The sequence below is a fragment of the Piscinibacter sp. genome (genome assembly GCF_050175855.1).
Classification (GTDB): domain Bacteria; phylum Pseudomonadota; class Gammaproteobacteria; order Burkholderiales; family Burkholderiaceae_C; genus Piscinibacter.
Genome location: NZ_JBFXIO010000089.1, coordinates 1 through 13,786 on the forward strand (window position 1 = coordinate 1; position 13,786 = coordinate 13,786).

The window sequence follows — 13,786 nt, forward strand, 5'->3', positions numbered from 1 at the left end:
CGTCGACCTCGACCCCGATGTCGCGGTCCTGCGCCACCCGCGGCACGGCCAGCAGCAGCGCAGTGAGGACCTGGCTGGAGACGTCGCCGCGCCCACGGATCGGCCGCTGCGCGTTCACCCGCCCGCCGGGCGCGCCGCGCAGGCGCAGCGGCGGATAGCCGTCGGTGCCGGTGCAGTCGACCGAGCAGCCGAGCTGACGCAGCGCGTCGACCAGGTCTCCGATCGGCCGCTCGTGCATGCGCGGCACGCCGGAGAGCGTGAAGTCGCCACCCTGCGTCGCCGCGAGCAGCGCGAGCGCGGCAGTCAGCGGCCGCATCGCCGTACCGGCATTGCCGAGGAAGAGCTTCGCTTCCCGCGTGGACAGCCGCCCGCCCAGCCCGGTGACGCGCAGCACGGCGCCGTCACGCTCGAGCCGGCAGCCCAATTGCTCCAGCGCGGCAAGCATCACTTGCGTGTCGTCGGAGTCGAGCAGGTCGTGGACCTCGGTGGTGCCGGCGCTCAGGCCGGCCAGCAGCAGCACACGGTTGGAGATGCTCTTCGAGCCGGGCAGACGCACCGTGCCGGCAGCGGTGCCGAGGGCGGGGAGATCGAGGAATCGAGTGGTGTACATCGGCGCGGCAGGCGGCGCGGTGCGGCGCCCGCGGGACTCAGCGGTTGGACTTGCCCGCCCCCATGTGCCAGCCGCCGCGGGCCTCCGAGGCCTTGCGGATCAGGTCTTCGAGCGCCTCGGCATTGCCCGACTTCATCACGTGTTCCATCGCGTCGAGGGCATGCCGGAAGCGCTGCGTCTGCTTCAGGATCTCTTCGCGATTGGACATCAGGATGTCGCGCCAGACGGTGGGGTCGCTGGCCGCGATGCGGGTGAAGTCGCGGAAGCCCGGGCCGGCCAGCGAGAGGAAGTCGCGCCCCGCCGGCTGGTGCGTCACCGCGTTGAAATAGGCGAAGGCCAGCAGATGCGGCAGGTGGCTAACGGCGCCGAAGGCAGCGTCGTGGTTCTCCGGCGTCATGCGCAGCACCTGCGCGCCGATGGCCGCCCAGCAGTCAGTGGCCTTCTGCACCAGCTCGGGCGTGGTCTGCGGCAGCGGCGTCAGGATGACCTGGCGGCCGCTGTACAGCGCCGCGTCGGCGTGGGCGATGCCCGCCACTTCCTTGCCGGCGATGGGATGGGCCGGCACGAACGAAGGCACGCGCTCCTTGAGCACGCGCCTCGCCGCGTCGACCACGTCACGCTTGGTCGAGCCGACGTCCATCACCAGCACGCCGGGCTCGACGAGATGGCGGATGGCCTTGAAGGTGGCTTCAGTGGCGGCCACCGGCACGGCGATCAGCACGATGTCGGAGCCGGAGACGGCCAGCAGGGCCGATTCGGCGGATTGGTCGATCACGCCGAGCTGGCGCGCCTTCTCGGTGGTCGAGGGCGACTTGCTGTAGCCGATCACCCGCTTGACGAGGCCGGCGCGCTTGAGCGCCAGGGCGAACGAGCCGCCCATCAAACCGCAACCGATGACGCCGAGCTGGTTGAACATCCTGGAAACCGGGTCAGTGCACGTCGATGGGGTAGGTCCCCAGCAACTTGAAGAAGGCGCAGACGGCGCGAAGCTCCTGCATGGCCGCGGCCACGTGCGGCTGGTCGGGATGGCCCTGCAGGTCGATGTAGAAGTAGTACTCCCACTGGCCCGAGCGGGCCGGGCGCGACTCGAACCGCGACATCGACACGCCGTGCTTCTTCAGCGGAACGAGCATGTCGTGCACCGCGCCCGGCCGGTTGGCCACCGACACCACCAGACTGGTGCAGTCGTGGCCCGAGGCGGCCGGCCGCGGGTGGCGGTCGGGGTGGGCGAGGATCGCGAAGCGGGTGCGGTTGTGGGCTTCGTCCTGGATCGCCGGCGACACCACGTGCAGGCCGAACTCGCTGCCGGCGCGCTCGCTGGCGATGGCGGCAATCGACACATCGGCCGCCGCCAGCCGCGCGCCCTCGGCGTTGCTCGCCACCGGCCGGCGCTCGGCGTGCGGCAGGTGCAGCGACAGCCAGCCATGGCATTGCGCCAGCGCCTGCGGGTGCGCGCAGACGGCCGTGATGCCCTCGAGCGAGTTGTCGCGGCGCAGCAGGTTGTGCCGCACCAGCAGGCTGGTCTCGCCGATGATGAACAGCGGCGTCGTCAGGAACAGGTCGAGCGAGCGGGTGACCACGCCCTCGGTGGAGTTCTCGACCGGCACCACGCCGAAGTCGGCGGAGCCGGCCACGGTGTTGTGCAGCACCTCGTCGAAATTCGCGCACGGCACCTTGACGATCGAGGAGCCGAAGAAACCGAGCGCGGCCTCTTCGCTGAACGTGCCGGCCGGGCCGAGGTAGGCGACCCGGGTGGGCGTCTCCAGTGCGCGGCATGCGGACATGATCTCGCGCCAGATCGGAGCCACGCTCTCCGACCGCAGCGGGCCGGGGTTGGCGGCCTTCAGGCCGTCGATCACCTGGGCCTCGCGCTCGGGGCGGAACACCACCGAGCCTTCCTTCTTCTTCAACTCGCCGACCTTCAGCGCCAGCCCCGCCCGGCGATTGAGCAACGCCAGCAACTCGCGATCGACGCCGTCGATCTGGTGGCGCAATGCCAGCAGATCGGGGTGGGGCGCGGTCGAGGATTCAGCCATGGCGTGCCGCAAATTGTCGCATCACTTCGAGGCGGGCCTGGCCGCGGGCTGGGCGGCTTTCGGGGCCGACGCGGCCGCGGGCGGCGCCACGTTGAGCGTCGCCTGCAGCTTGCGTTGCAGCGCCTGCAACTTGGGGTCGAGCAGCGGCACGGCCTCGGCGACGAGCTTCTGCATGAAGCTGTTCTGCAGCTCGGGCAGCTGCTGCTGGAACTTCTTGTTCACCGGCGATTCGAGCCAGGCCACCAGCTGGCGCAGTTCATCCTCGCTGAACTTCTCCTCCAGCTGCACGCCGTAGACGGCCGGCGCCAACTTCACGGCGCGCTCCGCGAGCAGCGGCGTGGCTTCCTCGACGAACTTGCGGATGTCCGCGTCGACCGATTTCGCCACGGCCTCGCGCTTGGACGGCGGCACCTGCGCCTGCATGGCCGCGGCGGCCGATTGCATCATCTGCACCGCCGGCCGCTCGACGATGTTGCGTGCCAGGCCCTCGATGCTGGCCTGCTGGAGCTGCAGCACCTTGGCGACGAGTTCCTTCTTCGTGCTGCCCTGTGCGTGCGCCACCGAGGCGCAGGCGACCAGCGCCGCGATGACGAGAGCACGCATCAGGACTCCTCCGAACCCGCGGGTTCATTGCCGCCATCGTTGGCATCGTTCTCGACGATGCGCTGCAGGCCGATCAGCTTGGCGCCGGCGTCCAGCGAGATCAGCGTCACGCCCTGTGTGGCCCGGCCGAGCTCGCGGATCTCCGAAACGCGCGTGCGCACCAGCACGCCCGTGTCGGTGATCAGCATGATCTCGTCGTCGGCGCGCACCAGCGTGGCGGCGACGACCTTGCCGTTGCGCTCGCTCTGCTGGATGGCGATCATGCCCTTGGTGCCGCGGCCATGGCGGGTGTACTCGACGATCGAGGTGCGCTTGCCGTAGCCGTTCTCTGTCGCGGTGAGCACGCTCTGCGTCTCGTCCTCGGCGACGAGCATGGCGATCACGCTCTGGCCGTCTTCCAGCGCCATGCCCTTCACGCCGCGCGCGGCACGGCCCATGGCACGAACGTCGTCCTCGTCGAAGCGCACCGCCTTGCCGCCGTCGCTGAACAGCATGACGTCGTGCTTGCCGTCGGTCAGCGCGGCACCGATCAGGTAGTCACCCTCGTCGAGGTCGACCGCGATGATGCCGGCCTTGCGCGGGTTGCTGAACTCGTCGAGCGCGGTCTTCTTCACCGTGCCCTGCGCGGTGGCGAAGAACACGTAGTGGTCGGCCGGGAAGCTGCGGAACTCGCCAGTCAGCGGCAGCACCACGTTGACCTTCTCGCCCGGCTGCAGCGGGAACATGTTGACGATCGGCTTGCCGCGCGAGTTGCGAGAGCCCTGGGGCACCTCCCACACCTTCAGCCAGTAGACGCGGCCGCGGGTGGTGAAGCACAGGATGTAGTCGTGCGTGTTGGCGATGAAGAGCTGGTCGATCCAGTCGTCTTCCTTCGTCGCCGTGGCCTGCTTGCCGCGCCCGCCGCGCTTCTGGGCGCGGTATTCGCCCAGCGGCTGGCTCTTGATGTAGCCGGTGTGCGAGAGCGTCACCACCATGTCGGTGGGCGTGATCAGGTCCTCGGTGCCGAGATCCTGTGCGTTGTGCTCGATCACGCTGCGGCGCGCGCCGATCTTGGTCTGGCCGAACTCCTGCTTCAGCGCGGTGAGTTCCTCCGCGATGATCGTCGTCACGCGCTCGGGGCGGGCGAGGATGTCGAGCAGGTCGGTGATCTGCGCCATCACGTCCTTGTACTCGCCGATGATCTTGTCCTGCTCCAGGCCGGTCAGGCGCTGCAGGCGCATCTGCAGGATCTCGCTGGCCTGGTAGTCCGACAGTCGGTACAGGCCATAGGGCTGCAGGCCGTACTGGCGCGGCAGGCCCTCCGGGCGGTAGGCATCGCGCTGGCCCTCGACGCGCGAGAGCATCTCGCGCACCAGCGAGGAATCCCAGCTCTTGCTCATCAGCGCCGTCTTCGCCACCGGCGGCGTCGGCGAGCTCTTGATCGTCTCGATGAACTCGTCGATGTTGGCCAGCGCCACGGCCAGGCCTTCGAGCACGTGGCCGCGCTCGCGCGCCTTGCGCAGTTCGAACACCGTGCGGCGGGTCACCACCTCGCGGCGGTGCTCGAGGAAGATCTCGATCAGGTCCTTGAGGTTGCAGAGCTTGGGCTGGTTGTCGATCAGCGCCACCATGTTCATGCCGAACGTGTCCTGCAGCTGCGTCTGCTTGTACAGGTTGTTCAGCACGACCTCGGGAACTTCGCCTCGCTTGAGCTCGATGACCACACGCATGCCCGACTTGTCGGACTCGTCCTGGATGTGGCTGATGCCCTCGATCTTCTTCTCGTGAACCAGCTCGGCGATGCGCTCGAGCAGGTTCTTCTTGTTCACCTGGTAGGGGATCTCGTCGACGATGATCGCCTGGCGCTGGCCGCGATCGATGTCCTCGAAATGGCACTTGGCGCGCATCACCACTTTGCCGCGGCCGGTTCGGTATCCCTCGCGCACGCCATTCAGGCCATAGATGATCCCGGCGGTGGGGAAGTCGGGCGCCGGGATGATCTCCATCAATTCATCGATGGAGGCCTCGGGGTTCTTCAGCAGGTGCTGGCAGGCGTCGACCACCTCGTTGAGGTTGTGCGGCGGAATGTTGGTGGCCATGCCCACCGCGATGCCGCCCGAGCCGTTGACCAGCAGATTGGGCAGCCGCGTGGGCAGCACCAGCGGCTCCTTCTCCGAGCCGTCGTAGTTGGGCCCGAAGTCGACCGTTTCCTTCTCGAGATCGGCCAGCATTTCGTGCGCGATCTTGTGCAGGCGGATCTCGGTGTAGCGCATCGCCGCGGCGTTGTCGCCGTCGATCGAGCCGAAGTTGCCCTGGCCGTCGACCAGCATGTGGCGCAGCGAGAAGTCCTGCGCCATGCGGACGATGGTGTCGTAGACCGACTGGTCGCCGTGCGGGTGGTACTTGCCGATGACGTCGCCGACGATGCGCGCGCTCTTCTTGTACGGCCGGTTCCAGTCGTTGTTCAGCTCCGACATTGCGTACAGCACGCGGCGGTGCACCGGCTTCAGGCCGTCGCGAGCGTCGGGGAGGGCGCGGCCCACGATCACGCTCATCGCGTAATCGAGGTACGACCGGCGCATTTCCTCTTCGAGGCTGACGGGCAGGGTTTCCTTGGCGAACTGGGTCATGCGAGGGGGTGAGCGCGGGCTCGATGAGACGCAAGGACAAGCACGGCGCCGTGACGCCATGCGAAACAGTCGATTGTAAGTGCCGCCGCTTGTCGCACCGGAGCAACATCACTCCGGACGAGTGCCGCCTCACTGGCCAAAATCCCGTCTGCCGAAAGCGCTATGGCACAATCCCGCGTCGGTGGTCAGCCCTCGCGCAACGGGGGTTTGCCAGCACCATCCGAACCCGGGTCGGACGTCATTGCAGACCAACTGCTAATTCCCTCGAGAGGAGAATCATGAAGAAACTGAACACGGTGGCCTCGCTCTTCGCAACCGCTGCCCTGGCTGCTTCGGCTTCTGGCGCGTTTGCGCAGACCGTCGACAACTGGGTGAACAGCACGGGTACCGTCTGGAAGAACGGCACCAACGAACTGTGCTGGCGCGATACCAACTGGACCCCCGCCACCGCCAAGGAAGAGTGCGATGGCGCGCCGAAGAAGGAGGCGCCGGCCCCGGCTCCCGCCCCGGCTCCGGCGCCCGCGCCTGCGCCCGCCCCGGCGCCCGCCCCGGCCAAGCCGCCTGCTCCGCCGGCTGCCCCGACCAGCGAGAAGGTCACCTTCGCTGCCGACGCCTTCTTCGACACGAACAAGGCCGTGCTGAAGCCCGAGGGCAAGGCCAAGCTGGATGACCTGGTCAGCAAGATGGCCGGCATCAACCTCGAAGTCATCATCGCCGTCGGCCACACCGACAGCGACGGCTCCGACGCCTACAACCAGAAGCTGTCGGTGCGCCGCGCCGAGGCCGTCAAGGACTACCTGACGGGCAAGGGCGTCGAGAAGAACCGCGTGTACACCGAAGGCAAGGGCGAGAAGCAGCCCGTGGCCGACAACAAGACCAAGGAAGGCAAGGCGAAGAACCGCCGCGTCGAGATCGAGGTCGTCGGTACCCGCACCAAGAAGTGATCTTCGGGTCCTTCTGAGAACGAAACCCCGCCTCGGCGGGGTTTCTTCTTTCTGGGCTGGCCATGCGTGGTGCGGCCCTTCGCTACGATTGCGCCATGACCACCACGACGACCAACGCCGATCCCCAGGAACTCGCCAAGTTCAGCGAACTGGCTCACCGCTGGTGGGATCCCGAGAGTGAGTTCCGCCCGCTGCACCAGATCAACCCGCTGCGCCTGGACTGGATCGCGGCGCTCGTGCCGCTGCCCGGCAAGCGTGTGCTCGACGTGGGCTGCGGCGGCGGCATCCTCTCCGATGCGATGGCGCGGCGCGGCGCGAACGTGCTCGGCATCGACCTGGCCAGCAAGCCGCTGAAGGTGGCACAGCTGCACGCGATGGAAGCCGGCACGCCGTCGGTGAGCTACCGCGAGGTGGCCGCCGAGGCCCTGGCAGCGGAGTCGCCGGCCGCGTTCGACGTCGTGACCTGCATGGAGATGCTCGAGCACGTGCCCGATCCGTCGTCGGTCGTGCGGGCCTGCGCCACGCTGGTCAAACCCGGAGGCTGGGTGTTCTTCTCGACCATCAATCGCAACCCGAAGTCCTTCCTGTTCGCCATCGTCGGCGCCGAGCACGTGCTCAAGCTCCTGCCCAAGGGCACCCACGAGTACGCCCGCTTCATCCGCCCGAGCGAACTGACGCGCTGGTGCCGAGATGCCGGCCTGGACGCGAGTGCCACGCGCGGGCTGGAGTACAACCCGCTCACGCGCCGCTACTGGCTCTCGGCAGACACCAGCGTCAACTACATGATCGCCTGCCGGAAGACGGCATGACGCTGTCCGTGCGTGCGGTGCTGTTCGATCTGGACGGCACGCTGATCGACTCCGCGCCGGATCTGGCCGGAGCCGGCAACGATATGCGCGAGGCGCGCGGGCTGCCGCGTCTGCCGCTCGAGCACTTCCGGCCGATGGTGGGTTCCGGCGCGCGCGGCATGCTGGGCCGGGCGCTGGGCGTGCAGCCGGGCCACCCGGAGTTCGAGACACTACGCGACGAGTTCCTGCAGCGCTACGAGGCCCGCATGACGCTGGAGACGCGCGTCTTCGCCGCAATGCGGCCGGTGCTCGATGCGCTGAACCAGGAGGCGCGCGCCTGGGGCATCGTCACCAACAAGGCCTCGCGATTCTCCGAGCCGCTGGTGCGCGCGCTCGGGCTGCTCGACGAGGCGGGCACATTGGTCTGCGGCGACACCACGCCCCATTCGAAACCGCACCCGGCACCGCTGCTGGAGGCGGCGCGGCGCCTTGGCGTTGTCGCGGAGCAGTGTGTGTATGTCGGCGATGACCTGCGCGACGTGCAGGCCGGCCGTGCGGCGGGCATGGCGACGGTGGCCGCCGCCTGGGGCTACCTCGGCGAAGGCGAGTCCATCGAGGCCTGGGGCGCCCACCACGTGATCGAATCTCCGCCCGAGCTCTTGAAGCTGCTCGGACTGGCCTAAACTACGTTTCTTAGGGGCTGACCTGGCTTCGACGTGGGTGCGGAGTTGGTTCAGGGCATGCCGAGCACCAGTTCGCTCGTAAATCCACTGGAACAAAGTAACTGCGAACGACGAACGTTTCGCCCTCGCCGCTTAACACCGGTGAGCTTCTCAACGGTTGGCCGATGGGCCGGGCCCGCAAGGGCTGAGAAGTCATTCACATCGGCTGGCATCGCACCGGGTCACTCGGTGCGGCGCGAGATCCAGTGACTGGCGGGTGAGGTAGCGTGCCGCTGCGCGACCTGACCCGCGAGATTCAAATCAGACGGCTACGCATGTAGAACTGGCCAGCGATGGCTTGCGGACGGGGGTTCGATTCCCCCCAGCTCCACCACACAACCCGGCGGCTCAGACCGCCACCGGCGCCTTGATCGCCGGATGGTGCTGGTACTCCAGCACCTCGAAATCCTCGTACGCGTAGTCGAAGATCGACTCCGGCCGGCGCTTGATCGACAGCACCGGATACGGGTGCGGCGCGCGCGACAGCTGCAGTTCCACCTGCTCGAAGTGGTTGGTGTAGATGTGGCAGTCGCCGCCGGTCCAGATGAAGTCGCCGACCTCGAGGTCGCACTGTTGAGCCAGCATGTGCGTGAGCAGCGCGTAGCTGGCGATGTTGAACGGCACGCCGAGGAAGATGTCGGCGCTGCGCTGGTAGAGCTGGCAGCTCAGGCGGCCTTCGGCCACGTAGAACTGGAAGAAGGCGTGGCAGGGCATCAGCGCCATCTTCGGCAGGTCGGCCACGTTCCAGGCGCTGACGATGATGCGGCGCGAATCCGGGTTGGACTTCAGCTGCTTGACCACTTCGGCGATCTGGTCGATGTGGCCGCCGTCGGGCGTCGGCCAGCTGCGCCACTGCACGCCGTAGACGGGGCCGAGGTCGCCATCCGGCTTCGCCCATTCGTCCCAGATCGTCACGCCGCGCTCCTGCAGCCACTTCGCGTTCGAGTCGCCGCGCAGGAACCACAGCAGCTCCAGGATGATGGACTTCAGGTGCACCTTCTTGGTGGTCACCAGCGGGAAGCCCTCGCGCAGGTCGAAGCGCATCTGGTGGCCGAACACGCTGCGCGTGCCGGTGCCGGTGCGGTCGGACTTCGTCACGCCATGCGTGTAGACATGGCGCACGAAGTCTTCGTACTGGGATCGAACCGGGCGAGGCGTGGCAGGCGTGTGCATCGCCCGGATTCTAGGAGGCCGGAATCAGCCTTGCGGCGCCGGCTCGCGCAGGAAGATTTCCACCCGGCGGTTCTGCGCCCGGCCGGCATCGCTGCCGTTGTCGGCCACCGGCTCGCGCGAGCCGCGGCCCTCGGTCTCGATGCGCGCCGGCGCGATGCCGCGGCCGGCCAGGTAGTCGCGCACGCTCTGCGCACGGTCGACCGACAGCGGGTTGTTGATCGCGTCGCTGCCCGTGCTGTCGGTGTGGCCGACGATGCGCACGCGCATGGCCGGGTCGAGGCCTTGGGCGAACTGGTCGAGCACCGGACGCATCTGCGGCTTGATCGCCGAGCGGCCGACGTCGAACGAGAAGTCGCTCGGCACGTTGACCTTGAGCTCGTTCTGCGGCGTGCGCGCCACCTCGATGCCCGTGCCCTGGGTGGCTCGCTCCATCGCGGCCTGCTTCTCCTCCATGCGCTTGGACCAGAGGTTGCCCGCCACGGCGCCCACCGCGCCGCCGACCACCGCGCCGGTGCCGGCCTTGCCGCCGGTGGCCGAGCTCAGCACGCCACCCACCACCGCGCCGATCGCCGCGCCGGTGGCCGTGCCCTTCTCGCGCTCGCTCATGTTGGCGCAGCCGGCCAGCAGCGCAGCTGCCGCAAGTACGGTGAGGGCCGGGGTGCGGATCGAGGTCGTCTTCATGCTGTTCTCCTTCTGGGGTTCCGGAATGCGGCAGGCACCGCCCACTTTCGAGTCCAGCCAACGCGCGGAGTTCGCGACGCGTGGACACATGCCGGTATCTGCCTGTATCAACCTTGATCCTGGTCGAACTGCAGCGCGGCCAGCCGCGCGTAGAGCCCGCCTGCCTCCGACAACTGGGCATGGGTACCGCTCTCGACGATGCGGCCGGCTTCCATCACGACGATGCGGTCGGCGCGCTGCACCGTGGCCAGGCGGTGGGCGATCACCAGCGTCGTCCGGTCCTTCATGGCGGATTCCAGCGCCGCCTGCACCATGCGTTCGCTCTCGGCGTCCAGCGCGCTGGTGGCTTCGTCGAGCAGCAGCAGAGGCGGGTTCTTCAGCATCGCGCGGGCGATGCTGATGCGCTGCCGCTGCCCGCCCGACAGGCGCACGCCGCGTTCGCCGAGGAAGGTCTGGTAGCCCTCGGGCAAGGCGGTGACGAAGTCGTGCGCGAAGGCGGCCTTCGCGGCGGCGATGACCTCGTCGTCGCTGGCCTCGGGCCGGCCGTAGCGGATGTTCTCCATCGCATTGGCCGAGAAGATCACGCTGTCCTGCGGCACGATGCCGATGCGCTGTCGCAGGGTCTCCAGCGCCACCTCGCGCACCGGAACGCCGTCGATCGTGATCGAACCTTCGCTGGCGTCGTAGAAGCGCAGCAGCAGCTGGAACACCGTGCTCTTGCCCGCGCCGCTCGGGCCGACGAGCGCCACCGTCTCGCCCGGCTTGACGTCGAGGTCGAACTGCGCCAGCGCCGCATGCTTGGGACGCGAAGGGTAGCGGAACGTCACCCCGTGCAGCGCCACAGCCGCGCCGCCGCGCGACAGCGGCAGCTCGCGGGGCTGGGCCGGCGAAGCGATCTTCGACGTGGTGGCCAGCAGTTCCATCAGCCGTTCGGTGGCACCGGCGGCGCGCAGCAGATCGCCATAGACCTCCGACAGCACCGCCACCGAGCTGACGAGGATGGTGACGAACACCACCGTCTGCGCCAGGTGGCCGGCCGTCATGTCGCCCTTGAGCACCGCCTGCGTACCCTGGTACAGGCCCCACAGCAGCGCGCCGAACGTGGCGGTGATGATGAAGGCCACCAGCGCCGAGCGCACCCGCGTGCGGCGCCGTGCCGTCTCGAAGGCGTTCTCGGTGGCGGCGTCGAAGCGTTGCGCTTCGCGCTGTTCCTGGCCGTAGCTCTGCACCACCGGAATCGCGTTGAGCACCTCGGCGGCGATGGCGCTGGAGTCGGCCACGCGGTCCTGGCTGGCGCGGCTGAGCTTGCGCACGCGGCGGCCCAGCCACAGGCTGGGCAGCACCACCAGCACCAGCGTGCCCAGCACCTGCGACATCACGTAGGGGTTGGTGACGATCAGCATCGCCATCGCACCGATGCCCATCACGGTGTTGCGCAGGCCCATGCTCAGGCTGGAACCGACCACGGTCTGCACCAGCGTCGTGTCGGTGGTCAGGCGCGACAGCACCTCGCCGGTCTGTGTGGTCTCGAAGAACTCGGGGCTCTGCTTGAGCACGTGGGCGTAGACGGCGTTGCGCAGGTCGGCGGTGACGCGCTCACCCAGCCAGGTGACCATGTAGAAGCGCGCCGCCGAGAACAGGCCGAGCGCCGCGCCGACGGCGAACAGCGCGAAGAAGTGCCCGCGCAGCGCCATGATGCGCTCGCCCGGATCGGCCGCAACGAGGCCCTGGTCGATCAGCGACTTCAGCGCGACCGGCAACGCCAGCGTCGACAGCGCCGCCAGCACGAGGAAGACGCCGGCCAGCGCGATCTGCCGCTTGTAGGGCCGCAGGAAGGGCGCCAGGCCGGACAGCGAGCGAACCCGCTTCGAGGCGGGTGCGGCGGCATCGGCCAGGGCATCGGTGCGGGCGGCGGAGGCTGTGTCGGTGGCGGCCATGCGGCGAGTCTAGGCGAGCCGCCTGCCGCGGCCGCCTTCAAAGGTTGTTGGCCAGCAGCCGCCGCACGAAGGCGTCCTTGAAGCTGTGCGTCTCCGCCAGCCCGAGGCGTTCGAGGTAGGGCTGCGGCGCCTCCTTGCCTTCCCACAGGCTCTTGATCGCCATGGTCAGCAATTCGCCCGGGTGGTGGGTAGCGTGCTTGAGCTTCTTCAGCGCGCGCACGATGTGCAGCTCGTCGTCGGTGAGGTCGGTGCCGAAGGGGAAGTCGGGCAGCAGACCGGCTTCGGCCCAGGGGTGCAGCTTTGCTTCGAGTGCCTCCGGCAGGTTGTGGCGGTAGCGCTCGGGCAGCTCGTAGCCGGCCTCGAGCTTGCCGTGGGCCTTGGCCTCGCGGATCAGTTCGTCCTGGAAGCGCGAATCGGCCACCGCAATCAGGCGCTTGACCACCTCGCTGTCGGGCTGGCCGCGCAGGTCGGCGACGCCGTACTCGGTGATGACGATGTCGCGCAGGTGGCGCGGGATGGTCACGTGGCCGTAGTTCCAGACGATGCTGCTCTTCAGGCCGTCCTTGTTGTCGTGGGTGGAGCGCAGCATCATCAGCAGCCGCGCATCGGGCAGCGCATGCGCCATGGCGACGAAGTTGTACTGCCCGCCCACGCCACTGACCACCTGGCCCGACTCCAGCGCGTCGCTGCAGGCGGCGCCGAGCAGCGTGACGATCATCGTCGTGTTCATGAAACGCGCCTGGCGCCGCTGCGCGCGCTTGAGCTCGCCCTGGCCACCGTCCTCGGAGTAGAGCTGGTTGATGAAGTCGATGCGCGTCATGTCGATCTTCGCCAGCTCCTGCGGCGGCATGGTGCGCAGCCGCTCGTAGAAGTCGCGCGGGCCGAGGAAGAAGCCGCCGGTCATGAAGATGCCGTGGGTGAGGCGGCTGCCGAGCATCGTTTCGCCGATGCGCGCAAGGTTGGCCTCGGAGACGTGGTCGTTGGGCAGCTTCGTGCCTTCGAGCACCAGCTGCCCGCCTTCGAGCCGCACCTCCGGCTTCAGGATGCCCCAGTGCTGCAGCCAGGCGACGTCGCCGGCGCTCAGCGGCGAGTGGATGCGGCCGTGGCGCATCAGCACGGTCAGCATGCGCGGCGTGACCACCTCGTCGATCTCTCCGTCGTTGAGCGCGCGCTGCAGCGCCACGTCGGCGAACACTTCGCGGCGGATGATGCCGGCCTCGATCAACTTGAGGAATCCGTTGACGAACATCTCCGAGCAGCCGTACAGCCCCTGGTCGAAGCGACCGAGGTCGCGTCCGGCCAGACCGTCGGGGCACAGCGACTCGAGGATGCGGCGGTACTCGTCGCCGTGACGGTCGCGCACGATCAGTGCCTGGGCGATCGCGTCGCCCAGCGAGCCGATGCCGATCTGCAGCGTGCCGCCGTCGGCCACCAGGCTCGAGGCGTGCAGGCCGATCGCGTAGTCGGCGCTGCTGATCTTGTTGTTCGGCGGGGCGAACACCGCGTGCGTGCCGGCGGGGTCGGTGACGACGAGGTCGAAGAATGCCGGCGCGACCTCGGCCCCGTTGGGCATGAAGGGCATCTTGCGGTTGATCACCCCGACGGTCAGCAGCGGCTGCCCGACCGAGCGAAGCTTCTCCACCACCTCGAAGGTGACCTCCGGGTTGCTCGACAGCGACAGCC

General features: G+C 68.3%; 11 protein-coding genes, 1 other RNA gene and 1 pseudogene. 4 read left to right on the forward strand and 9 right to left on the reverse strand.

Features of this window, described 5'->3' with window-relative positions:
• The 5 genes and pseudogenes from AB7U92_RS09150 to gyrA form a co-directional block, all read right to left on the reverse strand.
• Positions 1 to 610 (reverse strand): annotated as a pseudogene (locus tag AB7U92_RS09150) (bifunctional 3-phosphoshikimate 1-carboxyvinyltransferase/cytidylate kinase); the annotation flags it as partial.
• A gap of 37 nt (positions 611 to 647) precedes the next feature.
• The gene (locus AB7U92_RS09155; protein ID WP_428575878.1) at positions 648 to 1,526 is read right to left on the reverse strand and encodes a prephenate dehydrogenase; all 879 of its coding nucleotides are present in this window, start codon (positions 1,524 to 1,526) and stop codon (positions 648 to 650) included.
• A gap of 13 nt (positions 1,527 to 1,539) precedes the next feature.
• Positions 1,540 to 2,646, reverse strand: a complete 1,107-nt coding sequence (gene pheA, locus AB7U92_RS09160) for a prephenate dehydratase (RefSeq protein ID WP_428575879.1) — start codon at positions 2,644 to 2,646, stop codon at positions 1,540 to 1,542.
• 21 nt (positions 2,647 to 2,667) lie between these two features.
• Positions 2,668 to 3,249, reverse strand: a complete 582-nt coding sequence (locus AB7U92_RS09165) for a DUF2059 domain-containing protein (protein WP_428575880.1) — start codon at positions 3,247 to 3,249, stop codon at positions 2,668 to 2,670.
• On the reverse strand, positions 3,249 to 5,858 hold the full coding sequence (gyrA, locus tag AB7U92_RS09170) for a DNA gyrase subunit A (protein ID WP_428575881.1): 2,610 nt from the start codon (positions 5,856 to 5,858) through the stop codon (positions 3,249 to 3,251). The genes AB7U92_RS09165 and gyrA overlap by 1 nt, the downstream gene beginning before the upstream one ends.
• Before the next feature lie 278 nt (positions 5,859 to 6,136).
• On the opposite strand from gyrA, the gene ompA reads away from it, so the two are divergent.
• From ompA to ssrA, 4 genes are all read left to right on the forward strand, one after another.
• Complete coding sequence (gene ompA / locus AB7U92_RS09175) at positions 6,137 to 6,802, forward strand: outer membrane protein OmpA (protein ID WP_428575882.1); 666 nt, start codon at positions 6,137 to 6,139, stop codon at positions 6,800 to 6,802.
• A gap of 95 nt (positions 6,803 to 6,897) precedes the next feature.
• Positions 6,898 to 7,611 carry a bifunctional 2-polyprenyl-6-hydroxyphenol methylase/3-demethylubiquinol 3-O-methyltransferase UbiG gene (gene ubiG, locus AB7U92_RS09180; RefSeq protein WP_428575883.1) on the forward strand — a complete coding sequence of 238 codons (714 nt, stop codon included), beginning with the start codon at positions 6,898 to 6,900 and terminating at the stop codon, positions 7,609 to 7,611.
• Positions 7,608 to 8,273, forward strand: coding sequence for a phosphoglycolate phosphatase (gene gph, locus AB7U92_RS09185; RefSeq protein ID WP_428575884.1), 666 nt, complete (start codon positions 7,608 to 7,610; stop codon positions 8,271 to 8,273). The genes ubiG and gph overlap by 4 nt, the downstream gene beginning before the upstream one ends.
• Before the next feature lie 13 nt (positions 8,274 to 8,286).
• Positions 8,287 to 8,646, forward strand: a transfer-messenger RNA (tmRNA) gene (ssrA, locus tag AB7U92_RS09190).
• A 14-nt stretch (positions 8,647 to 8,660) separates the two neighbouring features.
• On the opposite strand, the gene AB7U92_RS09195 is transcribed toward ssrA, so the two are convergent.
• The 4 genes from AB7U92_RS09195 to AB7U92_RS09210 form a co-directional block, all read right to left on the reverse strand.
• A complete protein-coding gene (locus tag AB7U92_RS09195) occupies positions 8,661 to 9,485 on the reverse strand; it encodes a thymidylate synthase (protein WP_428575885.1) in 825 nt (274 codons plus the stop codon).
• 24 nt (positions 9,486 to 9,509) lie between these two features.
• On the reverse strand, positions 9,510 to 10,166 hold the full coding sequence (locus AB7U92_RS09200) for an OmpA family protein (RefSeq protein WP_428575886.1): 657 nt from the start codon (positions 10,164 to 10,166) through the stop codon (positions 9,510 to 9,512).
• A 107-nt stretch (positions 10,167 to 10,273) separates the two neighbouring features.
• On the reverse strand, positions 10,274 to 12,103 hold the full coding sequence (locus tag AB7U92_RS09205; RefSeq protein ID WP_428575887.1) for an ABC transporter transmembrane domain-containing protein: 1,830 nt from the start codon (positions 12,101 to 12,103) through the stop codon (positions 10,274 to 10,276).
• Between the two features lie 37 nt (positions 12,104 to 12,140).
• On the reverse strand, positions 12,141 to 13,786 hold a 1,646-nt coding region (locus tag AB7U92_RS09210), incomplete at its 5' end, for an acetyl-CoA hydrolase/transferase C-terminal domain-containing protein (protein WP_428575888.1).

Excerpts from the sequence above, each read along its gene's own strand:
- AB7U92_RS09200 (WP_428575886.1), bottom strand. The coding sequence starts at position 10,166 with ATGAAGACGACCTCGATCCGCACCCCGGCCCTCACCGTACTTGCGGCA.
- ubiG (WP_428575883.1), top strand. The coding sequence starts at position 6,898 with ATGACCACCACGACGACCAACGCCGATCCCCAGGAACTCGCCAAGTTC.
- gyrA (WP_428575881.1), bottom strand. The coding sequence starts at position 5,858 with ATGACCCAGTTCGCCAAGGAAACCCTGCCCGTCAGCCTCGAAGAGGAA.
- pheA (WP_428575879.1), bottom strand. The coding sequence starts at position 2,646 with ATGGCTGAATCCTCGACCGCGCCCCACCCCGATCTGCTGGCATTGCGC.
- AB7U92_RS09165 (WP_428575880.1), bottom strand. The coding sequence starts at position 3,249 with ATGCGTGCTCTCGTCATCGCGGCGCTGGTCGCCTGCGCCTCGGTGGCG.
- gph (WP_428575884.1), top strand. The coding sequence starts at position 7,608 with ATGACGCTGTCCGTGCGTGCGGTGCTGTTCGATCTGGACGGCACGCTG.
- ompA (WP_428575882.1), top strand. The coding sequence starts at position 6,137 with ATGAAGAAACTGAACACGGTGGCCTCGCTCTTCGCAACCGCTGCCCTG.
- AB7U92_RS09205 (WP_428575887.1), bottom strand. The coding sequence starts at position 12,103 with ATGGCCGCCACCGACACAGCCTCCGCCGCCCGCACCGATGCCCTGGCC.
- AB7U92_RS09195 (WP_428575885.1), bottom strand. The coding sequence starts at position 9,485 with ATGCACACGCCTGCCACGCCTCGCCCGGTTCGATCCCAGTACGAAGAC.
- AB7U92_RS09155 (WP_428575878.1), bottom strand. The coding sequence starts at position 1,526 with ATGTTCAACCAGCTCGGCGTCATCGGTTGCGGTTTGATGGGCGGCTCG.